We start from the raw sequence: 24,867 nt of genomic DNA, 5'->3' as shown, positions 1-24,867 counted from the left end.
TATTCCCGGCGTCCTAACGCAGCTTAGGCCAAAATGCATTCGGACAATCCCAAAGGCACTCCTGATAGACGTTAGAGCAGCTTTTCCAATGTGATCGGCAAGTCGCGAACGCGCTTGCCGGTGGCATGGAATACGGCGTTGGCAATCGCCGGCGCCACGCCGACGATACCGACCTCGCCGACCCCCTTGCCGCCAAGTACCGAGGCATTGAAATCCGGCACGCCGACGGAGATTACCTGGATATCCGGAATGTCGGAATTCGTCGGCACCAGATAATCGCCGACATTGTTGTTGACGGTTCGCCCGTTACGTTGATCGATCAGGCCCTCCTCCAGAAGCGCTTGGCCGATACCCATGATGATGCCGCCACGCCACTGGCTTTCGACCAATCTCGGATTGTAGAGACGGCCGCAATCGAAGGCGGAGACCATGCGGGAGACGCGTACCGTACCGAAATCCTCGTCGACCCGCACTTCAGCGAAATGGGCGCACCAGCTGTGCATGGAATAATCGCCCATGGTCGGCCCCTGAACCTTAGCCATAGTGGTCCAGGCCTGAAGCTGTTCCTGTGCGTTCGCACCGTCGGGCAGGGTATTCCGCCGGACTTCGATCTCCTCACGTTTCAGCGCGGACATCAGCTCGGCCAGAGTCAGCGATGGGGTTTCGCCGCGCGGTGCCACGATGCGCCCCTCGGCGAAATTCAGCGTGTTCGCGCCCGTCTCGCGGAAGGGTGAGTTGGCATCGCTGAGGGCAAGGCCGATGAGTTCGTCGCGGGCCGCGACCGCTGCCTTATGGACGGCGCCCATGATCGATCCGGCCAGCATCGAGCCCCCAGCGATCGCCGAGCCCGGCAGGCGTGAATCGCCGAGATGGACTTCGACCTGATCGACCGGAATACCGAAGACTTCCGCGGCACTCTGGGCAAGGATCGTATAGGTCCCCTGCCCCATGTCGATCGCGCCGCTGACGACCTCGACCCGGCCGTTCCCGAGGATGCGGATCATCGCTTCGCTCGGTGCCCGGATGACCGGGAAAGTGCCGCAACCGATGCCCCAGCCGATCAGCGTCTTGCCGTCACGCATCGAGCGCGGCGCGTGGCTGCGCCGCGACCAGCCGAAGGCTTCAGCGCCCTCAATGAGCGCTTCTCGCAGCCGGCGTGTCGACCATGGCTTCCCGGACTGATAGTCGTGATCGGCATAGTTCTTCAGCCGAAGCTCGAGCGGATCCATGCCGAGCTTGTAGGCCAGTTCCTCGATCGCGCATTCGATGCCATAGGCGCTGGGATTCTTACCCGGCCCCCGCAAGGCGCCAGGCGTGACGCTATTGACCGGCACGACGCGGTGCTGCGAGGAGAAGTTCTCGACCTTGTAGAGGATTGACGTTGCCGCCCCCGTCTGTTCGGGCCAGTCCGCATCAAGCGAGGTTTCGCTGGCGCCGCGGTGGACGATCGCCTGCAGGATGCCATCCTCCGTCGCGCCAAGCGCGATCTTCTGTCTGGTCGCGGCGCGTCCGCCGTAGCTGGTGAAATTCTGTGGGCGGGTGACCGCGAGTTTCACTGGTCGGCCGAGCTTTCTGGCGGCCGCGATGGCGACTGCGCCATAGGCGAGCGGCTGCCCCTTGGAGCCGAAACCACCGCCGATAAAGGGCGAGATGATCCGGACATTCTCATAGGGCATGTCGAACCATTCGGAATACATGCGCGCCATGCCATGCGACCATTGGCTGGGTTCCCAGACGGTCAACTGGTCGCCATCCCATTTCGCCGTCAGCCCGTGCGGCTCCATCGCCACGTGATATTCGCGCGGAGTGGAATATTCGGCTTCGATCCGCACCGGGGAAGCGGCGAGTGCAGCCTCGGCATTCCCCCAGGCAACCGAGAGCGGCTCCATGAGCTTGCCCTCGCCGGCATTCGGATCGTTGAGATCGGCGACGTGCTTGCTCTCTTCATAGCTGATGCGCACCAGCCTGGCGGCTTCCGTCGCCAATTCCCGGCTTTCGGCGATCACGGCGGCAATCGACTGGCCGTTAAACTGCACCTCCCGCGGCAGCGGATAATACGGGCCGTCGGCAGGTTTGTTGCCGCCCCAATCAGCCGAAAGCTTGAGACCGAGATCGTCTTCCGGCGTCAGCACCAGCAGCACGCCCGGCATCGCAAGTGCTGCCGAAGCATCGACCTTGACAACGCGGCCAGCCGGAATCGTGCTCTGGATGAGGACGGCATAAGCGAGGTTTTCGACCGGATATTCCAGGGCATAGGTCGCCGTACCCGTCACCTTCATCCTGCCTTCGAAGCGCGACTGACGACCGCCGACCGTGCCGTCGGAAGCATCGCCATGTTTACGGGGTTCCATCATGGTCATGCGAGACCTCCCACTTTGAAAATGGCGCGGGCAATGACGCGCGGCGCAAGTTCGATCTTGTGACGATTGCCGCCATGATCGACGGCCCCCTCCATGGCCAACCGGCTGGCTTTTTCGACGGCTTCCGAGGTGAGAGCCTTACCGATCAGCGCTTGCTCCACATTGCGCGCCCGCCAGGGCTTGGTGGCGACCCCGCCGATGGCCACGCGAATATCGCGGACCGTCCTGCCGTCGGCTTCAAGCTCCAGGCCGACTGCGGCACTCGCGGCAGCAAATTCATAGGACTGCCGATCGCGAACCTTGAGGTAGGTGGAGTTCCGGGCGGCGGCGGAGGCAGGAATAGTAATGGCGGTGATGATCTCGCCACGCTGCAGGACGGTTTCCTTGTTCGGCGTCTCATCGGGAACGAGGAAGAAATCGTCGATGCCAACTTTGCGGCTATCCGTCTCGATTACGGCGTCAAATGCAACAAGGGCTACCGCCAGGTCGCCCGGATAGGAGGCGATACAGGCCTCGCTCGTTCCAAGTACGGCGTGATTGCGCGTGATACCGCCGATCGCCGAACAGCCGGAACCGGGATTGCGCTTGTTGCAGGCAGGAAAGGCGCCGGGATCACGGAAATAGGAACAGCGCGTGCGTTGCAGGAGATTGCCGCCGATCGTCGCCATGTTGCGGAGCTGGGCGGAGGCGGCCAGGGACAGCGATTCGGAAACTGCCGGGAAGGCAGCGTGGATATCCTTGTGGTCGGCGACTTCGCTCATCCTGGCAAGCGCGCCGATCGTTGCACCATCGGCGTTAATAGTGATGCCGCTCATGCCGGAGAGATGAGTAATGTCTATGACGGTATCGGGCTCGCCGACACCGCACTTGGCGAGATCGAGCAGCGTCGTTCCGCCGGCAAGCAGCAGGGCGCCGGCCTGTTGCGCCGCCTGGGCAGCCTCCGCTGTCGATGTGGCGCGCAGATAGGAGAAGTTTCGCATCATGCCACCTCCGCGGCCTGGCGCACCGCCGCAACGATGCTGTTATAGGCCCCGCACCGACAGAGGTTGCCGGACATATATTCGCGGATTTCCGCATCCGATCCGGCATGCCCTTCGCGAATGCAGGCGACCGCTGACATGATCTGGCCCGGGGTGCAATAACCGCACTGGAAGGCATCCTGCTCGATGAAAGCCGCCTGCACCGGATGCAGATCGCCGGCTTCGTCGGTGAGCCCCTCGATCGTCGTGATCTCGCGACCTTCGACCTGCGCGGCGAGCGTCAGACAGGATAGCACGCGCTTACCGTCGACATGGCAGGTGCAGGCGCCGCACTGTCCCTGATCGCAGCCCTTCTTGGTGCCGGTGAGGGAAAGATGCTCACGCAGCGCATCGAGCAGCGTCACACGTGGCTCGATATCGAGCTCGTGGCGCTGCCCGTTAATGTCGAGCGCGATATGGATGATTCGTGTCATGATAAGCTCCTGCCATCGTCACGAAGATGAGACCTACGAAATCTAGTAGAAACTCTTCGTCGGTCTACCGGTTGCTGTGGGTTTCTTTCAGGAAGACGGAGCCGATGGAATTGTGGTGTCACGGTCGGTTCTCATCTGAATAAGGAAGCAAAGGGCGCCATCAATAAACGGAGGCGCCTCCGTTTAAATTAATGCCTGGCTTGTTTTCGTCAAGCCCCCGGCAGGCGGGCAAATCTTGAACCGAGATGAGAAAGAGCCCCTGCTGTTTGTCCTACGTCGCCCACCACTGCACGCCGGCGGAATCAGGGAACTGATCAATGCCCATTCTCGGTCCGTAAAATCACTTGAAAAATGAAGCCCACGTCAGTTATGCTCAAACCGAGCAATAGTAGAGCACATCATCGAAAACGCCGTTTTGTTTCAGCACTACAAGGAATCACAACCCACTGTTATCGCTCAACTATTTTTAAATCTGGCTCGCGGGAACATGCTCGGCCTGTTCTGAATTCACCCAAGGAGGATTTTTCATGATCCATGAAATGCGCATCTATACTTGCTTGCCCGGCAAGCTGCCAGCGCTGCAGGAGCGCTTCGAAACGGCGACACTGGCGATCTGGAGCCGGCTCGGCATCCGCCCCCTCGGTTTCTGGACGACGATGGTCGGGCCCTCCAGCAACGACCTCATCTATTTCCTTGAATGGCAATCGCTGGAGGAGCGCCAGCGGAAATGGGCGGAATTCGTGGCTGATCCGGCCTGGAGGGAGGCTCTGGCTAGGAGCGAGACGGCAGGCCCGATCATTGCCAATATCGCCAGTTCGATCCTGCAGCCGACTGGATTCTTTCGCCCCTTTATCTCCGTCGAGGCCGATGGCTGAAAACCGATGGAAGATTGATAAACCTGAGGTAAAAGCCGGGACATGCCCGGCTTTCAAAATCTTTTCGACGCGCGCGCCTGCTGCTTTCCAGTCAACCGTTCTGATCGCTGCTATTGTCGGCAGCCGGCTCCTGCTCTTTTTCCTTCAGCACGTCCGTCAGCTTGTTGACGCCTTCAAAGCCGGCGACGGCGGCGGCGGCCTTCGTCAGGAAACCGGCATTCGGGTCGACAGCCTCAACGGCCTCGTCGGCGGCCACGGCACCTGCAACTTCTTCAATCAGCTTTCCGATACCCATTTCAAGCTCCTGATCGTTTTTTGTCTGCCGCAAATTGCGGCGATCGAGCGTTGCGAACGCCTCGCAGTGGATGTTTGGAAGGTCACTGCAGGTGACCTTTTCCTCCCTGGGGCGAGGCATGGTTTTCCCCGGCTCCTGCCATTTAGGCAACCAAACTGAAAGCGGCCTTAGCCCATGATGAATCGAAGCTGATATCACGCAATCTCTACGGCACGCACCTGCCCGCATTTGACACTTGCCGCCGTCAAGCCGTCACATCAGCCTAATAGGCCTATGCTAAGCCCTCCGAAATCTCGAACAATGCCAAACCGTTTGAACCTGGGAAATTTCCTGCCATGACATTCTCGCGTCGCGTCACGGCTCTTGCCGCATCCTTCCTCCCCTTCCTTTTCGCGCCGGCCTTCGCCGACTCCGACGTGCTCTGGAAGATCGTTCATGACAAATGCGTGGTGCAGACCGCACCTTGCCTATCGGTAAATGCGGCCGAGCACTATGCGATGCTGAAGGATCTTCGCGGCGTGGCGCAGGTTCTGCTGATTCCGACCGATAAGATCACGGGCATGGAGAGCGCGGCACTTCTCGATCCCGCAACACATAACTATTTTGCCGATGCGTGGGCGGAGCGGAGCGACGTCGAGGCCCGCTTGCCACACGCGCTCCCGCGCGACGGCCTCAGCCTGGCCGTCAACGCGCAGCAGGCACGGTCGCAGAACCAGCTGCATATCCACGTCGATTGCTTGAGCGCCGATGCACGGGCTGCCCTCAAGGCCGATGCCGACAAGATCGGCACCGACTGGGCACCCCTTCCCGAAACTATCGCCGGGCATACGTTCACGGCGCTCCGTGTCAAGGGCGAGACACTGGGCGACTTCAATCCGTTCCTGGCGCTTGCCAGGACATTGAAGGACCCGGCGAAGGAAATGGGCGATCACAATCTCGTGGTCGTCGGGGCCGATTTTGCCGATGGTCCCGGTTTCATCGTCCTCACCGATGTCGCAACGCCCGGCATGGGCGGCGAGGACGTGCAGGATCATAGCTGCTCAATAACGCATTGAGATCAGTAAGTTACGGCATAGATCGACGACCATATCGTCTCCCCATCGGCCCAGCGAGAACCTTGCTTCAGCAGTCAAGATGGGCTTGGAAGCCAATTTATGAATCTGGCTTCTAACGTCTATCGCGATTCACCTACTAATCTTTTTGATGCAGGCGGTTCAGTGTTATAGTCCGGGTTGTGAGCCTGAGCTATACGCCCGTTCGTTGAGCATCCAGATCATCGAACAGCACCGGCATTGAAGGTTCGCGATCGAAAGCCTCAGGAGGCGCCTCATGAATCTTCAAATCAATAACCAATCCTACCAAGTCGATTCGGAGGGAGATACGCCGCTCCTCTGGATCATCCGCGACGAGCTGGGCATGACCGGCACGAAATATGGCTGCGGATTGGCACAATGCGGTGCCTGTTCCGTTCTTGTCGATGGCGAAGTGGTGCGCTCCTGCGTAACGCCGCTCGACAGCGTCGCCGGCCGCCAGATTACGACGATCGAAGCGATCGAGGCGGACCCGGTTGGAAAGCGTGTTGTCGCCGCCTGGGTCAAGCATCAGGTCCCGCAATGCGGCTACTGCCAATCGGGACAAGTCGTGGCCGCGACCGCACTTCTCAAGCAGATACCTAATCCTTCCGATGATGAGATCGCTGCGGCGATGATCAATCTCTGTCGATGCGGCACCTACAACGCGATCAAGACGGCAGTCAAAGATCTCTCTTCCAAGGAAGGAGAAACGCTATGACCGAAACCAGCCGCAATCTCGTTCCCGAAGATGAGTTTCCCACGGGAGCTCCGGTCAACATCTCACGCCGGCACTTTCTCCTGACATCAGCCGGTGCCGCCGCGGGTGCATTCGTGCTTGGTTTCGGCGTTCCGGTTGGCCGCGCGCGAGCCCAGCAGGCGGCAAGCCCAATGCCTCCAGGCACACGCGTTCCCGCCTTTCTCGAAATCCGCCCGGACAGCACCATCCGCTTCATGAGCCCCTTCGTCGAAGGCGGCCAAGGCGTCTTCACTGCCATGGCCCAGATCGTCGGCGAGGAACTCGATGCCGACCCGAAAACCTTCGTCGTCGAAAACGCGCCCACGGGCAGCGACTATCTGGTCGTACATGGCCAGATGCGCATCACCGGCGGCAGCATGTCGGTGCGCACCAGCTATGAGACCATGCGCCGGCTCGGCGCGCTCGCCCGCAATATGATCCTGCAAGCCGCCGCCAAGCGCCTGGATGCGCCGATTACCGAACTGACGACGGAACCCGGCCGGGTCATTCATGCCGCATCGGGCCGCAGCCTCGCCTATGGCGACGTTGCGAGCGAAGCACTGGATCTGCCGGTTCCCGCTCCTGAGAGCGTGACGCTTAGGGACCCAAGCAAATTCCGCTGGATCGGCAAACCGGTTGAGCGGCTGGATATGCATGACAAGTCAACGGGCAAGGCAATCTACGCAATAGATTGCAAGGTTGACGGCATGCTGCATGCCGCCGTCCAGCACGCACCGCGCCTCGGCCTGACCATCGGCAAGATCCGCAACGAAGAGCAGCTCAAGGCAATGCCGGGTGTTCATTCCGTCCACAGCCTGCCCGGCGCTGTTGCAGTCGTCGCCGAGCGCTGGTGGAATGCCAAGCGGGCAGCCGAGGCCGCCCAGGTCGATTGGCGCGAGCCCGGCCCGGACGCCGATCCCGCCTTCCGTTACATGCCCGCCGATTTCTCGACCGCAGCCTTTAACGACAGGCTCGCCAACGAGCCGGGCAATGGCAAGGAAGCGGAGAATGTCGGCGATATCGCCAAGGCGTTCGACGGCGCCAAGACAGTCGTTTCCGCCACCTACAGGAGCCAGTATCTGCATCATGCGCAGCTGGAGCCTCCGTCCACGCTGGCCCGCTTCAACCCGGACGGCAGTCTCGAACTCTGGATGCCCAACCAGGCGCCCGAGCAATTCCAGGCCGACATAGCCAAGCTGACCGGCCTCGATCCATCGAAGGTGATAATCCACAGCCCCATCCTGGGCGGCTTCTTCGGACGGCATTTCCTGTATCCATCGGCCAATCCCTATCCGCAGGCCATCCAGCTCGCAAAAGAGGTCGGGCGGCCGGTCAAGCTCATCTGGAGCCGCGAGGAGGAATTCCTGCGCGATCCGATGCGTCCCATGGCCGCCGTACGCTTTCGCGGCGCACTCGACGCCAGCGGCATGCCGGTGGCACTCGAGGCCATCAGCGCTTGCGAGGGCCCGACGGAAGGCGTCTACGGTCATAAGGAGGATTCACTCGATCCGACGGCCCTGGAGGGCCTTGCCGGAAAATCCTATGCAATCCCGAACTACCGCATCGCACAGATCTACGTCAAAAACCCGACGACGCTCGCCTATTGGCGCTCTGTCGGCAATTCCATGAACGACTTCTTCTATGAGACCTTCCTCGACGAGCTCGCCGACAAGGGCGGGCAGGACCCCTATGAGCTGCGGCTCAAGCTGCTGCAAAAGAACGAGCGGCTGAGTAATCTCCTGAAAGCGGCTGGTGATCTCTCAGGCGGCTGGAAACGGGGGCCTTTCACGGCAGGCGACGGTTCGCGGCGCGCGCGCGGCGTGGCAATGGCCTCTCCGTTCGGTAGCCACACTGCTGCCATCGCCGAAGTGTCGATCCGCAACGGCCAGGTCGTCGTCCATGACGTCTGGGAAGCGATCGACCCCGGCAGCATCGTCAATCCGGCGATTATCGAAGCGCAGGTCAATTCGGCGACGGCGCTCGGAATGTCACAGGTTCTGATGGAGGAGGCCGTCTACAAGAACGGCGAGCCGGTGGCGCGCAATTACGACCTCTATCCGATCCTGCCGCCGGATCGCATGGCGCGCGTTCACGTCCGCATCGTCGAAAGCGGGGCGGAAATGGGCGGCATCGGCGAGCCGGGCCTGCCAGCCATCCCGCCGGCGGTCGCCAATGCGGTTTCCACGCTGACAGGCAAGCGGATACGCAGCATGCCTCTCTCCAACTACACCTTTGAAAGCTGAGGCGCAGCACTCGCTGCGCCAAGCACACATCCGGCTCTCGGCTCATTTCTGGTCCGAGAGCCGGCTCGGTTGGCTCTAGCCGCGTAAAAAATCCCGAAGCAAAGACATGAGGGCACACCTTTGAAGAAACTTCTTCTGGTTCTTCTCCTGATTATCGTGCTTGTGGCCGGCGGCGTCGCATGGTTCGTAACCCGCACGCCGGCATCTCCCTTCGACAATGTCGCCGCGATACAGGCGCCCTCGGAGGACCTGCTCCAGCACGGCGAATATGTCGCGCGCCTCGGCGACTGCGTCGCCTGCCATAGCACGCCGAAGAGCGCTCCCTTTGCCGGCGGGCTGGAGATGGGGACGCCGCTCGGCTCCATCTTCACGACCAACATCACTCCGGACAAGGAAACCGGGATCGGCAACTATACGCTCGCCGATTTCGACCGCACTGTGCGCCAGGGTGTTGCCCGCGATGGGCATCGCCTCTATCCGGCCATGCCTTATCCTTCCTATGTGAAGATGAGCGACGACGACATTCGTGCGCTCTATGCCTATTTCATGAATAGGGTCGAGCCTGTGAAACAGGCGGACAAACCTTCCGACATCAAATGGCCGATGAACATGCGCTGGCCGCTGGCGCTCTGGAACGCGGTCTTCACCGAAGGCGGCACCTATCAGCCGAAAACGGCCGGCGATGACCAGTGGAACCGTGGCGCCTATCTCGTTCAAGGGCCAGGCCATTGCGGCAGCTGCCATACGCCCCGCGCCATCACCATGGCGGAAAAGGCGCTGGATGAGAGCAGCCCGCTCTATCTTTCCGGCGCTCTTCTCGACGGCTGGTATGCGCCGAGCCTGCGTGGTGACGCCAATACCGGACTTGGGCGCTGGAGCGAGGACGATATCTATGCCTTCCTAAAGACCGGCAGGAACGGTCATGCCGTCGTCTTCGGCTCGATGGCGGATGCCTTCAACAATTCGACACAGTTCATGAGTGATGACGATCTGAAGGCAATAAGCCATTATCTGAAATCCCTGCCCGGCGATCCCGCCCGCGACGGCACCCCCTGGCAATACGACGAAGGTACCGCCCAGACCGTATCGCTTTCCAACCGCGAGAAGATCCCGGGTGCCCAGACATTCGTCGCCAAATGTAGCTTCTGCCACGGCGTCGACGGACGCGGAAAGCAGCAATGGATTCCGCCGCTCGCCGGCTCTGCCGCTTCGCTTGCGAAGGAAAACGCTTCCCAGATCAATGTAACGCTGAACGGCTCCAGCCGGGTCGTGGCGAGCGGCATTCCGGATGCCTATCGCATGCCGCCGTTCCGCCAGCAGCTTTCGGACCAACAGATCGCCGATGTCCTGACATTCGTGCGCTCATCTTGGGGAAATCATGGCGGAGCGGTTGCGGCAAACGATGTGAAGGCGTTGCGGGAGCATACGGATCCGGCCAGCAGCAGCCCGATCATATTGCAGATGCGGTAGCCTTCTACCGCATCTGGCTATTGCCGGCGCAAAGCAGTTGTCGCGAAGTGCTTTATGCGGCCCCCGCCGGGCAGCAGGGACCGTGTATCGTTCAATTGAATGCGACGGTTCGTATTCTACGGAGCGAGAACGCAATCAACAGGCCAGCCATCGCAGCGATAGCGCCCGCCAGGAAGACGCTGCCATAGCCGGCCCGGTCGGCCAAAAGGCCGGCGAATGGCCCGGTCAGCCCGTAGGCGAGGTCCTGAAAGGCCGAGAAGCCGCCAAGCGCCGTGCCGCGCAGATGCGGCTCCACCCGCCGGACGACCTCGCGGCCCATGGAAGGATAGATCAGCGAGCATCCGAGACCGGTCAAAAAGGCACCGGCGAGCGCGAGCACGGGATCGGTGGCACTCCAGATCAACAATTGGCCTACCGCTTCGACGGCCAGTGACCCGAGGGCGACCGGCAAGCCACCGATACGATCAGGCAGATGGCCGAAGAACACGCGCACCAGAACGAAGCCGACGCCGAAGGCGGTCAAGCCCAGCCCAGCGTAGTTCCAGCCCTGGTCGAGGAAATAGAGCGTGAAGAAGGCGCCAATGACGGCAAAGCCTATGCCCTGAAGGCACACGATCGCCCCATACAGCCAGATCCTGCTGACGACATTCCAAAATGGCGGGCGCTGCTCACCGGGATGCGGCGCAACGCCGGGAACTCTCCAGATCGCCACCAGCCCGAGGAACGGCAGGACGGCGCTGATCGCCATCGTCCCGGCAAAGCCGAACCGGCTGAACAACATCAACCCGATCGGCCCGCCCACCGCAAGCGCTCCATAGATGGCAGCGCCGACCAGTGCCAGGACCCGACCCGAACGCGCCGGGCCGACGAAACCAATGCCCCAGGCGATGACGCCAACGGCGACCAGACTTTCACCCAGCCCCAGAGCCAAGCGTCCCAGAAGGAGGAGCAGGAAGGATGACAATGGCATGTGCGCCAGCAGGCCGGCGACCAGCGCCGTCAAAGCGCCGGCGACATAGAATGCAAGTCCTTGTGCCACCGCGACCTTGGCGCCGCGATGGTCCGAGAGCCCACCGGCATAGCCGCGCGTGAGGATCGTCGCCAGAAAGGCGATGCCGACGCCGAGCCCCGCCCAGACATTGCCGAGCTGCAGTTGTCCGCTCACGTAAAGCGGTACGATCGGAAACGAAATGCCGACGCAAAGATAGGAAATGAAGAGAATGGCGCTGAGCAGCATCAGCCGGCTCCGCGCCGGATCAGGTGTCGATTGAAAAGCCATGATAATCTCCAGGCTTTTCCTCGGTCGGCGAAGGCATAAAAAAACGCACTCCGACCGACGAGGATCGTTGAGTGCGTTGCTTGACGTCAAACGCTTACGGCCAGCAAGGCTGGCTGCATCTGCAATATGCGCTTGCTGAATCAGAGTCAATCCGAGCTCGCCAAGCTGAGCGGTCGGCCAACGAAGCTTCAGGCTTGCGAGATCGGTTCAGACTTATTCGGCGACCGGACCGCACCAGCCGGGCAGGTAATCGGCATCCTTGTGCTTGGCAAGATCGTGCGCCTTTTCCAGCGCGGCCTTGAAATTCTTCTCTAGATCTTTGCGCTTGATGCGGCGGCGCAAGAAATCAGCCCAGAGAAATTCGCTGAACGGCGTCGTGTCCTTGGCATAGCCGCCGACATGCCGCAGTTCGCCAGCCAAAGAGCGATAGGGATCGTCGATCAGATCCTTGATGCTCTTCGGGATGTCTTCATAGCCACGGCGTTTCCCCTCTTCGTCAAAGGGATGCATCCAGTCATGACAGTCCATGACGAACCAGAAGGATTCCCGGTCAAGTCGCGAAAGATCGGCAACCGTCGTGACGAGAACATTCTTCACCCCTTCCTCATAAAGCGCGAGCGAAAGATGGTGATGATCGATGACATAGTATTGGCCGCGCGGTCCCCGAATGGTCGGCACCATGTGATTTCCGAGGAACTCACCGGCCTTATCGCCCGCGGCTTCCGCCTTGAGGCGCCAAGCCTTGCGCTTGGCCTTGACCTCCCGCATGCCGACGGTGATCTGGGTGGGTCTCAATTCTTCGATGGGAACTGGATGCAGGATCGGTTCGCGCAGCGTAACCATTTGAAAGCTCTCCGCAAAGGCAGGACCATCTGAGCCTAGCATAACCGGCCGATCCGGCAAGATCGGCACTATATGCTCGTCGGCAAGCTGTATCGACTGAAGGCGAACCTGCCGTGAGAAGCACAGCTCATGTTCGGAGATCAACTGCCTGTCATGCGGCTTTCTTGATCACCGTAAACTGCGAACGCCTGTAGAAGGCCAGCATTTCCCGCTCGAAACTCTCGACGGCAAGTAGGACCCACGGCTCGTAATGGTCTTTGCGGGACCGCATCCTGCGTCGGCCATCCATCTCGAGCATTCCCCGCAGCGCCCAATCTACCAACCCCATCCCATCACTCTCACCCTGACCAGGTCCTTTCGCCGTCCGCCTTACCGGCCTTGATCGCGTCCGGCGGCATGGCGAACGCTAAATAGGTAAACGCTGATCGAAGGAAAGGTGAAGAAACGTTGTGTTAAGGTTTGTAACATCCGTTTGCTTGGAACTGTCGCATTGCGGAGACACCCTAGGATAGGGTCATCTGAACATAAGGCGCGTGACGTAGCGATCGATCGCCCGCGAATTCGCGCCGATCCAGCGCCAGATCATGGCCATGGCGAACATGGTCAAAAGCCACCCGAGCATGACATCCGACAGGAAATGAGCACCGAAGATCACGCGGTTGAATGCCACGAACAGCGAGCATGGCACCATGATCGCCGCGGCAATCCATCTGCGCCGTGCAGGCACGAGAATCAACAGAGACAACGCAGCGGCAGCCGCGGCGGCTTCGCCGGAGGGAAAGGAACAATTGCGGCTGCACGCCCCAGAAAACTGCCATACCGGCGTAAAGTCCGCCGTGCCCCCGAATTCGATCAAGTCACGGGGGCGTACACGTCCGATTGCGACCTTCAGCGTCTGCACGATCAATAGCGGCCCGGCGGCAAAGCTCAGAAGCACGAACAATGGCTTGTGGGGAGGGCAGAACCGCAGTCGCCGCGGCAGGAAGACATGCAGAACCACGGTGACAGCCATGGCGCCGACAATATAGGGCTGGCTTTGGCGAGCGATGTCCCTCACCGCTTTCAGCCAGGGATTCTCCACCAGCCAGAAAGCATGCCCATGGGCAAACAGGCGCGCGACCGCCAGATCGAGCTTCGGAAAAACCACAAAGACGAAGCTGGTCCAGACGATCAGCATGCCGATAACAGCCAATTCGCTATCCGCAGTTGCCTGCAGCTGACGCGGCCGCATTTGACCGGAGCCGGCGCTCCAAGAATTTGATGCGAATTTCCACATGCCATGTCTCCAAAGGCGGAACGGCGCCAAGCTGAAGCCCGATTGTCAAGAAATGGCGAAGATCGCATGAAGGCTCTGTTCAGAATCGGCCATCGGACGATCGGAAAACTGTTTGGAAATTGCGGAAGCGGGCTTAGTCCGCAATAGTAAGGTTCGGGCGACAAAGTCGAACGGAAAACGGAAGAAGCACAGGGCGCTAGGGGTGGATAACAGTCTCGTTCTTATTGTCGAGGATGAACCGGCGATCGCGCAGATACTCGAGGGCTATCTGACGCGGGACGGCTTTCGCACGGTTCGCGCCGGCGACGGCGAAACCGCGCTGCAGCACCATGCGCTTTTGAAGCCGGATCTCGTGCTGCTGGATGTTCGCCTGCCGAAACTGGACGGCTTCGGCGTGCTCGGCCGCCTGCGCCAGGCCAGCTCGACGCCGGTCATCATGGTCACGGCCGTTGCTGATGACATCGACCGCCTGAGCGGGTTGCGCCTTGGTGCCGACGACTACATCGTCAAGCCGTTCAACCCGCAGGAAGTCGTCGCCCGCGTCAGAGCGGTCTTGCGCCGGACGCAGGGCGAGCGAGCAGAAGCCATCAAGCGCTTCGGCGCGCTGGAGGTCGACTTCGGCAGCTATACCGTCTTCATCAACAAGGACGAGCGCCGTATTGCATTGCCGCTGACGCTCAGCGAATTCCGCATCCTCGCCTATATGATCCGCCATCCGACTCAGGCTTTCGCGCGTGCCGATATTCTCGATGCCTGCCTGCCGGAAAGCGATGCTCTGGTGCGGACCGTCGACACGCACATTTCCAATCTCAGGCGCAAACTGGAGGAAATGGGGCAGATCGGCTTCTTTCCTGCCGTGCGCGGCATCGGCTATCGCTTTTCGGACCCGAGATGAAGAAACCGAGATTTCCCAGCGCGCCGCTTGCCACGCTCACGGCCGTCGTCATCACGATCATGCTGCTGCTCAGCGTCGGCCTGACCTATCTGGGGGTCAACTGGTACGCGACCTATCTGGAGCAGGGTATCAGCGATGCCCTGCCGCCGCGAGCCGCAACAGCCTACAAGATGCTGAGTGAAAACAAGATCCCCGATGGGGATTCGCTCAAGCTGCTTGTCGAACATCTTAATTCGCTGACGGAGCCGACAGATCTCAAGGTGCAGCTTTCCGTGCTCGTCTTCGGCCTCATGTCAGCGCTCCTCTGCGCCGTGATCGGCGTCTTCCTGGCGCGTCGGCTCACACATCCGCTCGAAGAGCTCACCTCTGCCGCCGAGGGCCTTAAATCAGGCGACTTCTCCGTCCGCGTCCCCGCCTCCTATCGAAGCGCCCGCGAAGTCGCGAGCCTTGTCGAAACCTTCAACGCTCTTGCGACCAGCCTGGAGACGATGGAGGAACGATTGCGTTTCAACAACATGGCGGTTGCACACGAGCTGCGCACGCCATTGACCATCCTGCAAGGATCACTGCAAAGTATGCTCGACGGCGTATTTCCGATGGACCGGAAAATCATTTCCGATCTCCTCCTGCAGGTCGAAAGCCTGGGGCGGGTTGTCGAAGACCTGCGCACCCTGTCGCTCGCCATCGGCCAGAAGCTGGTGATGGAGCGCCAGCGCATCGACGCATCGCGATTGGTCGAGACTGTCATCGCCGTGGCAAAGCCCATGCTGGAAGCCAGCAGGCTGCAGGTCGAGACGGAGCTGAAACCCGCCTGGATTTCAGCCGACTCCCCGCGTATCCGTCAGGCTGTATTGGCGCTTTTCGAAAATGCATGCCGCTACGCTGCAGAGGGCGGCTCGCTGCGATGCGAAACCGAGCAGGTGGCGGACGATAGCGTCATCATCCGCGTTCTCGATCGCGGCCCCGGATTTCCGGTGGATATGGATGCCGTCGCCGTTAACCCGTTCTGGCGTGGCGACCCCTCGCGTTCGCGCGCGACCGGCGGCACCGGACTGGGGCTATCCGTGGTGCAGGCAATCGCGCTTGCCCATGGCGGGCACCTGGAATTCGCGAACCGGCCGGAAGGCGGCGCAATGGTGTCAATCCATTTGACGGACAGTACGCCAGGAGAAACACATGGTTTCGATGGACAGGAAACAGCCTCCCAATGCGGGCTTTGTTGAGCAAAACCGCTTCGCACTTTTGCTGGAACTGCTCTGGCGCAACATCGGTCTCACGCCGGGTCTTCCCGGTGGAGATCGTGGATGGCGACCGCATCATCCGTGAAGGGCGGCAACAGCCAGTCGGTATGGCGCAGCGTCCGCTTCGTATCCTCGAGGCCCATATCCCAGTGCTCTCGCATCGAGGTGCCAGAGAACTCGTAATCCTTGGCGTGACCTTCGTAGTTCTTGTGCTGATAGATCAGGTGCACAATGTTGACGACACCGGCATCGGAATAATCGGCGATCAGTTCTTCCTCTTCCGCGGTCAGCTGATCCCTAGGGACACGCTTCAGCGCACCCAGGAGCTTCATCTTCAGTCCATGGATGCGCTTGAAATTATCGGTGTTCTGCCGCGTGCGGCTCGAATACATGATGTCCTTATGGCGCGAAAGGACATCCGGCATGCTGCGCGGCAGGACGCCGCGGGCGCTGAACAGGTCGACCTGGAAGACGAGCGAACTGCGGTCTTCTTCCTGATCGAGCAGATATTGCAGCGGCGTGTTGGAGACGATGCCGCCGTCCCAGTAATATTCACCCTCGATGCGGATGGACGGGAGCGCCGGCGGCAGGGCGCCGCTCGCCATGATGTGCTCGGGGCCGATGCGGATATTGTCGGTGTCGAAGTAGACGAAGTTGCCGGTGCGGACATTCACCGCGCCGACGCTGAAGCGCTTCTTGCCATCGTTCAGCACGTCGAAATCGATCAGCATTTCCAGCGTCTTCTTAAGCTCTGCCGAGTCATAGAAGCTGGTGGCACCTTCTGCGCCCGGCAGCTCCAGCCAGGGATTGGGAAAGCGCGGCTTGAAGAAGCCGGGCTGGCCCATGGTCATCGTCATCCACGAGCTGGTGCGGTTGCGGATATCGCGAAAGAAATCGCCTTCGGGCGTATAGGCCCAGATCTTGCGGCCGGAGATGATCTGCCAGAATTGCTCCAGACGTTGCAGCCGCCGACCAGGCTCGTTGCCGGCGATGATCGCGGCATTGACCGCGCCGATCGAGACGCCGGAAAGCCAGGTCGGCTCGCATCCCGCTTCGGCAAGCGCCTCGTAGACGCCGGCCTGATAGGCGCCGAGCGCGCCGCCCCCCTGGAAAACCAGGGCGACGCGATCATATTGAGCGGCAATTTCGGGGATAGTCGGGGCTGCGGCCTTGGTGTTTCGTTCAAGCACGGTCCGTCTCCAGCATGGAATAGCAATGAGGTTTGGTTATCTGCGCTCTGCGAGATAGTCGTGAACGACTTCGCCGAGGCCGAGCGTCAGATCGGCGGTGAAATGAACCGCGGAAACCACTTCCAGCACAGGCAGCCGCGCAACGTCCGCCATGACATGCGGCCTGAGATCGAGGGCGGCTGGCGAGGTCCAGGCTTCCTTGATGGTGATATCGGTTAAGTAGTAGCGCACAAGCTCGCAGATGCGCGGGGTGGCATCGACATGCGGCACGATCTTGATCAGGAAGTTGGGTTCCGAGAGAGCGGACAGAAGCGGTCCCTGGTCGATCGGCTTGTGCTTGTAACCCATCGTTCCCGTGGCGCAAAGGACACTGCCATAATGCAGCGTGCCGACGATGACCTCGCCCTCGTTGACGATCTTCGGACTGGCTAGTTTTTTCGGGAAGCCCCAGATCTCGCGGCCGCCGGTGATCGGCGCATCGTCATCCAGATACATGGAGTGGACATAGCCGCCCTTTTGCCCGCGATAGGTCACCGGGATGACCTGTCCGGTCTCGGTATAATCGCCGAAGCCGGTGGAATCGGGCATGCGGATGAATTCGTATTTCACCAGCGGCTCGTCGATTTCGAGCGGCGCGGGCACGACGGCCTCAAGCGCCTCGCGCGAGGTCCGGTAGGTGATGATGATATATTCGCGGTCGAAGAACCGATAAGGCCCCGGAGGATAGGAGGGGTTAGTCAGCGGCATTGCATAGGCATGCTTGAGAATGTCTTCGACCTTCATCGTATTTTCCGTCGTTGGAGGAAACAGCGAGGCGCCGGCGGCAAATTTGCACGGTTGCATGACAGTGAAGTGTCAGGTGCCGAAGGGTTGCGGCGAGAGGCGAAACCGCACTGTTATCAAAGCGACATATCCGGCTGGCAGTGTGCACCCATCTTGAGCATTTCCCTTTACCCAACCACGTCATTACGATTGCAGGAGTTGCATCATGGGTTCGTTGACTTCGAAGAATGCGCTGGTCACCGGTTCGACGAGCGGTATCGGGCTTGCGATTGCACGCGCCTTTGCCGCTGAAGGCGCGAATGTCACGATCAACGGCCTTGGCGATGCCGATGCGATCGAAAAGGAACGCGCTGCCATCGAGGCCGATTTCGGCGTGAAGTGCCGCTACTCCGGCGCCAACATGATGAATGGCGAGGAAGTGACATCCATGGTGCGTGAAGCCGAGGAAGCCTTCGGCAGCCTCGATATCCTCGTCAATAATGCCGGTATCCAGTTCGTGGCACCGATCGAGGAGTTTCCGGACGACAAGTGGGAAGCGATCATCCGCATCAACCTGCTTGCTGCCTTCTACGCCATCAAGGCCGCCATTCCCGGCATGAAGGCGCGCAAATGGGGGCGCATCATCAATACGTCCTCGGCGCATGCGCTTGTCGCCTCACCTTTCAAGTCTGCCTATGTCTCGGCCAAGCACGGCATTACCGGTCTCACCAAGACCATCGCTCTCGAAGCCGCCCAGAATGGCGTGACCGTCAACTCCATCGCGCCCGGCTATGTCTGGACGCCGCTCGTCGAGAAGCAGATCCCCGAGACGATGAAGGCGCGCAACATGACGGAAGAGCAGGTCAAGCATGATGTGCTGCTCGCCGCCCAGCCGACGAAGGAATTCGTGACTGTGGATGAAGTCGCAGCCATCGCCGTCTTCCTCTGCGGCGATGCCGCCAAGCAGATTACCGGCACGACGCTTTCCGTCGACGGCGGCTGGACCGCTGAGTAATGCTGAAACCATAGCCGGCATTTGTTCGAGGACCATACCGGCTTTCCGCGGCCGCAGGCCGCGGCACCAACATGAAAACGGAGCAGGAAGCGCACAATGACTCAAGAAAACCAGGACCCGCTCAGCCGTATCAAGGATGAGATCGTCGACAGTTTCGACGAAGAGCTGGAGATGCAGCTCGAAGAGGACCGTATCGACGAGTTGGTTGCCGAAGGCCTTGTCAGCGAAGGCGAGGCAACCCTCGACCGCAGGGTCTATTTCCGCGAACTGTTCCGTCTTCAGCATGAGCTCGTGCGCCTGCAGGACTGGGTGCAGTACAAGAAGCTCAAGGTCGTTGTGCTGTTCGAGGGCCGAGATTCCGCCGGCAAGGGCGGCGCCATCAAGCGTGTCACCCAGCGCCTCAATCCGCGCGTCTGCCGCGTGGTCGCACTGCCGGCTCCGACCGAGCGCGAGCGGCACCAGTGGTATTTCCAGCGCTATGCCGCTCATCTGCCGACGGCGGGCGAAATGGTCCTGTTCGACCGTAGCTGGTATAATCGTGCGGGCGTGGAACGCGTCATGGGGTTCTGCACACCGGAGGAGCTGGAGGAATTCTTCCGTTCCGTGCCGGATTTCGAACGCATGCTGGTACGCTCCGGCATCATTCTTCTCAAATACTGGTTCTCGATCACCGACGAAGAGCAGGAATTCCGCTTCAGCATGCGCATTCAGGACCCGCTGAAGCAGTGGAAGCTCTCGCCGATGGATCTGCAGAGCCGCGTGCATTGGGAAGAGTACACCAAGGCCAAGGAAGAGATGCTGGAGCGCACCCATATTCCGGAAGCGCCGTGGTGGGTCGTCCACGCCGTCGACAAGAAGAAGGCGCGCCTCAACTGCATCGCCCATCTTCTGGGCCAGATCCCCTACGAAAGCGTACCGAAGCCGGAGATCGTGCTGCCGGAACGCATGCGCAATGCAGACTATCACCGTACGCCGGTACCGCCGGAAATGTACGTGCCCGAAATCTACTGATCACGCCGACGAGGGGCCTGCCCGAGGCAGGCCCCTCTGAGGATTGCTTGAAAAACGAAATCACTAACTCCGCCACCGGCAAGCAAGGCCGGTTCAAGATCAGGCCGAGCGATAGGCCCATTCGGATATGGCGCCCAAGCCCAGCCGCCGCAAGAGCTCATAGGCGACCCTCCGGTTGATGGGATCATGCAGCCTGAGGACTTTCGAGCCAAGAAAATCCATCTCGGCATGCTCGAACGGCAGAAGATGTCGTGCCCTGCCAAGTGCGGCCCGATAGAACTCATGAAAATCCCGGCGGCAGACGTAGGTCTTATACTTCGTCATGCAGAAGGCGGCAAAGGTATCGCTGTTCCTGCGCAGAAAATCGGAGACGCCGACCGTCACCTCCGGCCAAGCCGGATTGAACGTGTCGTCGAAGGCGATGATGCCGTGATCGGCCAGTACGCTCTTCGCCAACCGGCTGTCGGCAACGATGTGGCGAAGCAAATGTCCTCCATCGATGCTGAAAAAACGAACCTGCCCAACCCTGTCGATGATGGCCTGCGGATCGAGCCCGGTGCTATCACCTGTTATGACGAGATCCCATCAACGGGAATGCCCAGTGATCTTCCGTTGTCGAGAAAGCGTTGATATTGCGCACCGTCCGCTTCTATGTCGAAAAGATCGATCGCAAGCACATTGTCGTCGGGGGCACTGATCTTGCGCAGCAAAAAATAGGACCGCCCGTAATAAACGCCGATTTCGGCGAGGCCGCCGTAAAGTTTCTCCTGTCTTTGCTTTTCGATCAACGACAGGAAGACAAGCGCATCCGGTGGGTCGATGTAACCATCGATTTTCTGAAGATCGCGAAATACAAATTTTCGAACGCCCGATTTCAAATGTAAACCTCATTGGTTCTCTTCATGCATTTCACCTCCGAGCCTGCTCATCGGTTAGGACCGGTCGATCAAGAAACGCCCCATTTCTGCGGGACCGCGACAGCGAAGCCGGAAGCTCTCGAAAATTGGGGTGGTACGGCGTCAAGGCGAGCGCCACTCATGGATATAGCGACCTTTCTGTCGTATTCCGGATAGTCATGCGCTGATTGGATAGTTCCGCCTCATATCGGGTTCAGAGCCAAAGCAGCATCGTAGATGATGACGAATAGCGAGCCGGCACTCTAAGTGATGTATAATGTGAGTCTAAAATTCACATCATCGGCCGAGGAGACCGTCATGACTGCGCCGCATCCGTCCAAAACGCATATCGGCAACCACCCCCTCCATCCCGAAACACAGATGCTGAATTACGGCTATGACCCTGAGCTCTCCGAGGGCGCGGTCAAGCCGCCTGTTTTCCTGACCTCCACCTTCGTCTTCAAATCGGCGGAGGACGGGCGTGATTTCTTCAACTATATCTCCGGCCGCACCGAGCCGCCGGCGGGCACGGGCGTCGGCCTCGTCTATTCGCGCTTCAATCACCCCAATAGCGAAATCGTCGAGGATCGTCTTGCCGTCTATGAAAAGGCGGAAAGCGGCGCGCTGTTTTCCTCCGGCATGTCGGCGATCGCGACGGCCCTTCTCACCTTTACACGCCCGGGCGATGCGATCCTGCATTCGCAGCCGCTCTATGGCGGCACGGAAACGCTGGTCGCCAAGACATTCCTCAATCTCGGGGTCGCCGCCGTCGGCTTCGCCGACGGTGTCAACGAAGGCTCGGTGACGGCAGCTGCCGAGGAGGCCATGGCCAAAGGTCGTGTCTCGGTCATTCTCGTGGAAACGCCTGCTAACCCCACAAACAGCCTCGTCGATATCGCGATGATCCGCCGCGTTGCCGATGCGATCGGCAAGAAGCAGGGACACACGCCGATCATCGCCTGCGACAATACCCTGCTCGGCCCTGTCTTCCAGCGGCCGATCGAGCATGGCGCGGATATTTCCCTCTACTCGCTGACCAAATATGTCGGCGGCCATTCCGATCTGATCGCCGGCGCCGCACTCGGCTCCAGAGCCATCATCAAACAGGTGAAGGCATTGCGGGGAGCGATCGGCACTCAGCTCGATCCGCACTCCTGCTGGATGCTCGGCCGATCGCTGGAAACGCTGCAGATCCGCATGGAGCGGGCAAACAGCAACGCACGGGCGGTTGCCGATTTCCTGCGCGACCATCCGAAGGTCGAGCAGATCCACTATCTGCCCTACATCGATCCCTCTTCGGCGACCGGCCGCACATTCGCCGCCCAGTGCACCGGCGCGGGCTCCACCTTCTCCTTCGACATCAAGGGCGGCCAGCCGGCATCGTTCAAATTCCTGAACGCACTGCAGATCTTCAAGCTCGCCGTCAGCCTCGGCGGCACGGAATCGCTGGCCTCCCATCCTGCCACAACGACACATTCGGGCGTACCTGTGGATGTGCGCCACCGCATCGGCGTGCTGGAATCGACGATCCGCCTGTCGATCGGGATTGAGCATCCCGATGATCTGATTGCCGATCTTGCGGCTGCTCTCGACGCCGCTTGACGAGACACGCAGATCAGCTGCGGGCGATCAGAAGATCGCCCGCAAGCGAGGCGACGAAACTCTTGCGCCGGAGCGCCTGGAACGCGCTATCGCGATTTGAGCTGGGCAATCGAGAGCATGAGGTCCGCGCTCATGCCGATCCCGGCACCCCGTGTGAGAATGGCTGACGCGGCTGAGGCGGTGCTTCCGCCATTTGCCGCATCGAAAACGGCCGAGAAGCGCTTGAGCAGCTTGTCCACCTTCCCAGCATCGTGCAGATCCTTGACGGGGAATAGTTTTTCCAGCATCGCCGCCTGGCGGGTCACATCCATGTTCGACATGGATGCGGGCAGCGAATAGGTCGTCTTGATCACATTGTAGAGCGCAGGATCCGACATGATATCGTAGACGGAATTGACCTGCGGCGCTTTGCGCTGGAAATAGAGGGCGAGGCGGACGCCCTCGTTGGAGTCTCCCTGCTGCGATTCCAAGGTCTGATGAAGATAGAGATCGTTGGTTGCCAGACGCGCGCCCTTGTTCTGTCCCGCCTCGATCTTGGCCGTCGTCAGATTTCCCTTGGCATCGAAGTTGAAGACGTTCACCATCGCCTTGAAGCGCTGGCCTGCCTGCGTATTCAAAAAGCCTTTGGGATCTTCGGCGTCTGCCGTGAAGGCCTTCTTCAAGGTAGCCTTGTCGACCGACTTGGGATCGATATTGTTCGCAACGAGGATAAATTCCGTCAGCTTCTTGTCGGCCAGGAGATCATCGACGGTCTTGATCTTGACGATCGACTTGTTGAATTCAGTCGCCGCGTCCTTGGCATCCTTGACCGCCTTGTCCCGCATCTCACCGGTCAGTCCGAAGGTCTTCGACTTGGAATAGGCTGAGATCAAGCTGTTGATCGAAGTCTGCGACAGCGCCGTAACAGGTGCCCGCAGATTGCCTTTGCTGTCAAAATTGTATGCCTTGGCAAGCTCGACGAACCTGCTGTCTTTCAGCGAGTTGACGTAGCTCTTGCTGTCATAGGGATCGCTTTCCAGGATATTGCGCAGCTGATCTCTGGAGACCTCATTCTTGCCGATGCCAAAGGCGCGAAGCGCCATATCTTCCACGGTGGGAAGATCCTTGCTCTTTATGTCGTTGGCGGCAAAGAAGTCCGCGATCGTCTTTATCTCACCAACCGCGGTCTTGTAGTGTTTCTCGGCATCGGTAAACAGAGCCTGTTTCGCGCCCTTGGCCTGCTTCAAATATTTGATCGAGATATCGTCGATGGCCTGCGGCGTCTGTGCCGGCTGACCGGCTGGCAACGTTCCGTCGGATGCAAACTGGAAATGCGCGACCATATCGGCCATTCCGGTCAATGCGGCATAGTCGGAATTCGTGAAGACTAGGTTGAACTGGACCGGGGTGAGCTTGGGATCGAGGTTGAATGCCGTCTTGATATAGGAAAACAGCCTGTTGTCGCCAGTAATCTCGCTGAGCGACTGAACTTTCGTGATTGCCTGGCGATAATAGTCGTCATTGCTGGTGGCCGCAGACGGTGTCAGCAGATTCGGGACCATGCTGTCATAGCGCGAGATCATGTCTTGCTTTTGCTGCGCTGTCTGGGCAGTCGCGCCGGAAAGCGTTCCATCCGCATTGAAGCCGAACTGCGACGCAATCAGCTTATATGTCGCCTGAACCGATGCGGAGGACTGGGCTGATGCGGAGGAGAAGTTGCTCGCCGTGTTAACGAAGCTGTTGGGGTCGTTGACATCGCTGGTCAGAACCGACTTCAGGAACGTTTTCGATATATTGTCGGGGCTCAAGCCGTGCGCCCGCAGAATATAGTCCGTCATCCTGCTGCTGTTGACGATGTCGTCGACATTCGACACCTTGTCGATCCAGGTGTCGTAGAACTTACTTTCCTTCTTGGCCAAGGTGGTTTCATTGGCGAAGGATTGCTCATAGAGCCCGATCGTATCGGTTTTCTGAGAATCGCTTTGGGCGGATTGATTTTTCGACGCGCCGCCAAAATTGAAAGCGGCAGCAAATTGCCGATAGCGGCTGTCCGTCAGCTTGTTTGCAAAGCTGCTCGCGTTGCTGAGATCGCTCGTCAGAACCTTTTTCATGAAGGCTTTGGCGTAGGCCATATCCTCCAGGCCATAGGCTTTCATCGCATAGCTGTACAGCTTGTAGTCGTTCAGAAATTCGTCGACATTCTTAACCTTGCCGATATGCGTATCATAATACTGCTGATCGCTTTTGACCGTCGCCTGTTTGGCGATGCCCGCCAGCGTCGATGCCATGTCCTTTGTCGCGGACACATAGCCGAGATACGTCGAAATCATAGATCGCCCCCACAGCGCAGTTCACCAGTAGTCAACCCCGCAT

At 59.8% G+C, this 24,867-nt stretch carries 21 protein-coding genes and 2 pseudogenes; 10 read left to right on the top strand and 13 right to left on the bottom strand.

Going from position 1 to position 24,867, the window contains the following annotated elements:
- Window positions 1-71: 71 nt before the first annotated feature.
- The 4 genes and pseudogenes from ACK83U_RS21655 to ACK83U_RS21640 form a co-directional block, all read right to left on the bottom strand.
- On the bottom strand, window positions 72-2,360 hold the full coding sequence (locus ACK83U_RS21655; RefSeq protein ID WP_112608631.1) for a xanthine dehydrogenase family protein molybdopterin-binding subunit: 2,289 nt from the start codon (window positions 2,358-2,360) through the stop codon (window positions 72-74).
- Window positions 2,357-3,340 carry an FAD binding domain-containing protein gene (locus ACK83U_RS21650; RefSeq protein ID WP_112609135.1) on the bottom strand — a complete coding sequence of 328 codons (984 nt, stop codon included), beginning with the start codon at window positions 3,338-3,340 and terminating at the stop codon, window positions 2,357-2,359. The genes ACK83U_RS21655 and ACK83U_RS21650 overlap by 4 nt, the downstream gene beginning before the upstream one ends.
- Window positions 3,340-3,813, bottom strand: a complete 474-nt coding sequence (locus tag ACK83U_RS21645) for a (2Fe-2S)-binding protein (RefSeq protein ID WP_112608629.1) — start codon at window positions 3,811-3,813, stop codon at window positions 3,340-3,342. The genes ACK83U_RS21650 and ACK83U_RS21645 overlap by 1 nt, the downstream gene beginning before the upstream one ends.
- Window positions 3,814-4,080: 267 nt before the next feature.
- Window positions 4,081-4,215 (bottom strand): annotated as a pseudogene (locus ACK83U_RS21640) (transposase); the annotation flags it as partial.
- Between the two features lie 125 nt (window positions 4,216-4,340).
- On the opposite strand from ACK83U_RS21640, the gene ACK83U_RS21635 reads away from it, so the two are divergent.
- Complete coding sequence (locus ACK83U_RS21635) at window positions 4,341-4,688, top strand: NIPSNAP family protein (protein WP_112608627.1); 348 nt, start codon at window positions 4,341-4,343, stop codon at window positions 4,686-4,688.
- A gap of 91 nt (window positions 4,689-4,779) precedes the next feature.
- Here the strand turns inward: ACK83U_RS21635 and ACK83U_RS21630 are convergent, their stop codons facing one another.
- Complete coding sequence (locus ACK83U_RS21630; protein ID WP_112336114.1) at window positions 4,780-4,983, bottom strand: hypothetical protein; 204 nt, start codon at window positions 4,981-4,983, stop codon at window positions 4,780-4,782.
- A gap of 335 nt (window positions 4,984-5,318) precedes the next feature.
- Here ACK83U_RS21630 and ACK83U_RS21625 point away from each other — a divergent pair, with 335 nt between their 5' ends.
- The 4 genes from ACK83U_RS21625 to ACK83U_RS21610 all read left to right on the top strand — a co-directional run bounded on the left by ACK83U_RS21625 (window position 5,319) and on the right by ACK83U_RS21610 (window position 10,505).
- On the top strand, window positions 5,319-6,038 hold the full coding sequence (locus ACK83U_RS21625; RefSeq protein WP_112398916.1) for a CDP-diacylglycerol diphosphatase: 720 nt from the start codon (window positions 5,319-5,321) through the stop codon (window positions 6,036-6,038).
- Window positions 6,039-6,312: 274 nt separating this feature from the next.
- Window positions 6,313-6,774 carry a (2Fe-2S)-binding protein gene (locus ACK83U_RS21620; RefSeq protein ID WP_112335900.1) on the top strand — a complete coding sequence of 154 codons (462 nt, stop codon included), beginning with the start codon at window positions 6,313-6,315 and terminating at the stop codon, window positions 6,772-6,774.
- Window positions 6,771-9,035 carry a xanthine dehydrogenase family protein molybdopterin-binding subunit gene (locus ACK83U_RS21615; protein WP_112608625.1) on the top strand — a complete coding sequence of 755 codons (2,265 nt, stop codon included), beginning with the start codon at window positions 6,771-6,773 and terminating at the stop codon, window positions 9,033-9,035. Before ACK83U_RS21620 ends, ACK83U_RS21615 begins: the two co-directional genes overlap by 4 nt.
- 120 nt (window positions 9,036-9,155) lie before the next feature.
- Window positions 9,156-10,505 carry a cytochrome c gene (locus ACK83U_RS21610; protein ID WP_112608623.1) on the top strand — a complete coding sequence of 450 codons (1,350 nt, stop codon included), beginning with the start codon at window positions 9,156-9,158 and terminating at the stop codon, window positions 10,503-10,505.
- A 91-nt stretch (window positions 10,506-10,596) separates the two neighbouring features.
- Here the strand turns inward: ACK83U_RS21610 and ACK83U_RS21605 are convergent, their stop codons facing one another.
- The 4 genes from ACK83U_RS21605 to ACK83U_RS21590 all read right to left on the bottom strand — a co-directional run bounded on the left by ACK83U_RS21605 (window position 10,597) and on the right by ACK83U_RS21590 (window position 13,903).
- A complete protein-coding gene (locus tag ACK83U_RS21605; RefSeq protein WP_183711401.1) occupies window positions 10,597-11,784 on the bottom strand; it encodes an arabinose transporter in 1,188 nt (395 codons plus the stop codon).
- A gap of 213 nt (window positions 11,785-11,997) precedes the next feature.
- Window positions 11,998-12,627 carry a ParB-like protein gene (locus ACK83U_RS21600; RefSeq protein ID WP_112336116.1) on the bottom strand — a complete coding sequence of 210 codons (630 nt, stop codon included), beginning with the start codon at window positions 12,625-12,627 and terminating at the stop codon, window positions 11,998-12,000.
- Between the two features lie 151 nt (window positions 12,628-12,778).
- A complete protein-coding gene (locus ACK83U_RS21595) occupies window positions 12,779-12,955 on the bottom strand; it encodes a hypothetical protein (protein WP_162708057.1) in 177 nt (58 codons plus the stop codon).
- Window positions 12,956-13,141: 186 nt separating this feature from the next.
- Entirely contained in the window at window positions 13,142-13,903 is a 762-nt protein-coding gene (locus ACK83U_RS21590; protein WP_112608621.1) for a phosphatase PAP2 family protein, read from the bottom strand.
- Window positions 13,904-14,105: 202 nt separating this feature from the next.
- Between ACK83U_RS21590 and ACK83U_RS21585 the strand changes: the two genes are divergently transcribed.
- On the top strand, window positions 14,106-14,798 hold the full coding sequence (locus ACK83U_RS21585; protein ID WP_112608619.1) for a response regulator: 693 nt from the start codon (window positions 14,106-14,108) through the stop codon (window positions 14,796-14,798).
- Window positions 14,795-16,021: an ATP-binding protein gene (locus ACK83U_RS21580; protein WP_112608617.1), complete on the top strand. Its 1,227-nt coding sequence runs from the start codon at window positions 14,795-14,797 to the stop codon at window positions 16,019-16,021. Before ACK83U_RS21585 ends, ACK83U_RS21580 begins: the two co-directional genes overlap by 4 nt.
- A 50-nt stretch (window positions 16,022-16,071) precedes the next feature.
- Here ACK83U_RS21580 and ACK83U_RS21575 read toward each other — a convergent pair whose 3' ends face one another.
- Both ACK83U_RS21575 and ACK83U_RS21570 read right to left on the bottom strand, forming a co-directional pair.
- A complete protein-coding gene (locus ACK83U_RS21575; RefSeq protein WP_112608615.1) occupies window positions 16,072-17,229 on the bottom strand; it encodes a patatin-like phospholipase family protein in 1,158 nt (385 codons plus the stop codon).
- Window positions 17,230-17,265: 36 nt separating this feature from the next.
- Window positions 17,266-18,012, bottom strand: a complete 747-nt coding sequence (locus ACK83U_RS21570) for an acetoacetate decarboxylase (protein WP_015343520.1) — start codon at window positions 18,010-18,012, stop codon at window positions 17,266-17,268.
- A gap of 205 nt (window positions 18,013-18,217) precedes the next feature.
- On the opposite strand from ACK83U_RS21570, the gene ACK83U_RS21565 reads away from it, so the two are divergent.
- The gene (locus ACK83U_RS21565) at window positions 18,218-19,006 is read left to right on the top strand and encodes a 3-hydroxybutyrate dehydrogenase (protein ID WP_015343521.1); all 789 of its coding nucleotides are present in this window, start codon (window positions 18,218-18,220) and stop codon (window positions 19,004-19,006) included.
- A 96-nt stretch (window positions 19,007-19,102) separates the two neighbouring features.
- Window positions 19,103-20,017, top strand: coding sequence for a polyphosphate kinase 2 (gene ppk2 / locus ACK83U_RS21560; RefSeq protein ID WP_112608613.1), 915 nt, complete (start codon window positions 19,103-19,105; stop codon window positions 20,015-20,017).
- A 99-nt stretch (window positions 20,018-20,116) separates the two neighbouring features.
- Here ppk2 and ACK83U_RS21555 read toward each other — a convergent pair.
- Window positions 20,117-20,895: pseudogene (locus ACK83U_RS21555) on the bottom strand (class I SAM-dependent methyltransferase).
- Window positions 20,896-21,231: 336 nt separating this feature from the next.
- Here ACK83U_RS21555 and ACK83U_RS21550 point away from each other — a divergent pair.
- Window positions 21,232-22,515: a cystathionine gamma-synthase family protein gene (locus tag ACK83U_RS21550; protein WP_112608609.1), complete on the top strand. Its 1,284-nt coding sequence runs from the start codon at window positions 21,232-21,234 to the stop codon at window positions 22,513-22,515.
- 86 nt (window positions 22,516-22,601) lie between these two features.
- On the opposite strand, the gene ACK83U_RS21545 is transcribed toward ACK83U_RS21550, so the two are convergent.
- Window positions 22,602-24,824 (bottom strand): DUF1217 domain-containing protein, encoded by a 2,223-nt coding sequence (locus ACK83U_RS21545; protein ID WP_112608607.1) that lies wholly within the window; start codon window positions 24,822-24,824, stop codon window positions 22,602-22,604.
- Window positions 24,825-24,867 lie beyond the last annotated feature (43 nt).

The organism is Rhizobium sp. WW22 (assembly GCF_047041135.1).
Classification (GTDB): domain Bacteria; phylum Pseudomonadota; class Alphaproteobacteria; order Rhizobiales; family Rhizobiaceae; genus Rhizobium.
The sequence above is the reverse complement of the archived record's forward strand: the minus strand, read 5'-3'. Positions and strand labels throughout refer to the sequence as shown.

Excerpts from the sequence above, each read along its gene's own strand:
- ACK83U_RS21655 (WP_112608631.1), bottom strand. The coding sequence starts at position 2,360 with ATGACCATGATGGAACCCCGTAAACATGGCGATGCTTCCGACGGCACG.
- ACK83U_RS21650 (WP_112609135.1), bottom strand. The coding sequence starts at position 3,340 with ATGCGAAACTTCTCCTATCTGCGCGCCACATCGACAGCGGAGGCTGCC.
- ACK83U_RS21645 (WP_112608629.1), bottom strand. The coding sequence starts at position 3,813 with ATGACACGAATCATCCATATCGCGCTCGACATTAACGGGCAGCGCCAC.
- ACK83U_RS21635 (WP_112608627.1), top strand. The coding sequence starts at position 4,341 with ATGATCCATGAAATGCGCATCTATACTTGCTTGCCCGGCAAGCTGCCA.
- ACK83U_RS21630 (WP_112336114.1), bottom strand. The coding sequence starts at position 4,983 with ATGGGTATCGGAAAGCTGATTGAAGAAGTTGCAGGTGCCGTGGCCGCC.
- ACK83U_RS21625 (WP_112398916.1), top strand. The coding sequence starts at position 5,319 with ATGACATTCTCGCGTCGCGTCACGGCTCTTGCCGCATCCTTCCTCCCC.
- ACK83U_RS21620 (WP_112335900.1), top strand. The coding sequence starts at position 6,313 with ATGAATCTTCAAATCAATAACCAATCCTACCAAGTCGATTCGGAGGGA.
- ACK83U_RS21615 (WP_112608625.1), top strand. The coding sequence starts at position 6,771 with ATGACCGAAACCAGCCGCAATCTCGTTCCCGAAGATGAGTTTCCCACG.
- ACK83U_RS21605 (WP_183711401.1), bottom strand. The coding sequence starts at position 11,784 with ATGGCTTTTCAATCGACACCTGATCCGGCGCGGAGCCGGCTGATGCTG.
- ACK83U_RS21600 (WP_112336116.1), bottom strand. The coding sequence starts at position 12,627 with ATGGTTACGCTGCGCGAACCGATCCTGCATCCAGTTCCCATCGAAGAA.
- ACK83U_RS21595 (WP_162708057.1), bottom strand. The coding sequence starts at position 12,955 with ATGGGGTTGGTAGATTGGGCGCTGCGGGGAATGCTCGAGATGGATGGC.
- ACK83U_RS21590 (WP_112608621.1), bottom strand. The coding sequence starts at position 13,903 with ATGTGGAAATTCGCATCAAATTCTTGGAGCGCCGGCTCCGGTCAAATG.
- ACK83U_RS21580 (WP_112608617.1), top strand. The coding sequence starts at position 14,795 with ATGAAGAAACCGAGATTTCCCAGCGCGCCGCTTGCCACGCTCACGGCC.
- ACK83U_RS21570 (WP_015343520.1), bottom strand. The coding sequence starts at position 18,012 with ATGAAGGTCGAAGACATTCTCAAGCATGCCTATGCAATGCCGCTGACT.
- ACK83U_RS21565 (WP_015343521.1), top strand. The coding sequence starts at position 18,218 with ATGGGTTCGTTGACTTCGAAGAATGCGCTGGTCACCGGTTCGACGAGC.
- ppk2 (WP_112608613.1), top strand. The coding sequence starts at position 19,103 with ATGACTCAAGAAAACCAGGACCCGCTCAGCCGTATCAAGGATGAGATC.
- ACK83U_RS21550 (WP_112608609.1), top strand. The coding sequence starts at position 21,232 with ATGACTGCGCCGCATCCGTCCAAAACGCATATCGGCAACCACCCCCTC.
- ACK83U_RS21545 (WP_112608607.1), bottom strand. The coding sequence starts at position 24,824 with ATGATTTCGACGTATCTCGGCTATGTGTCCGCGACAAAGGACATGGCA.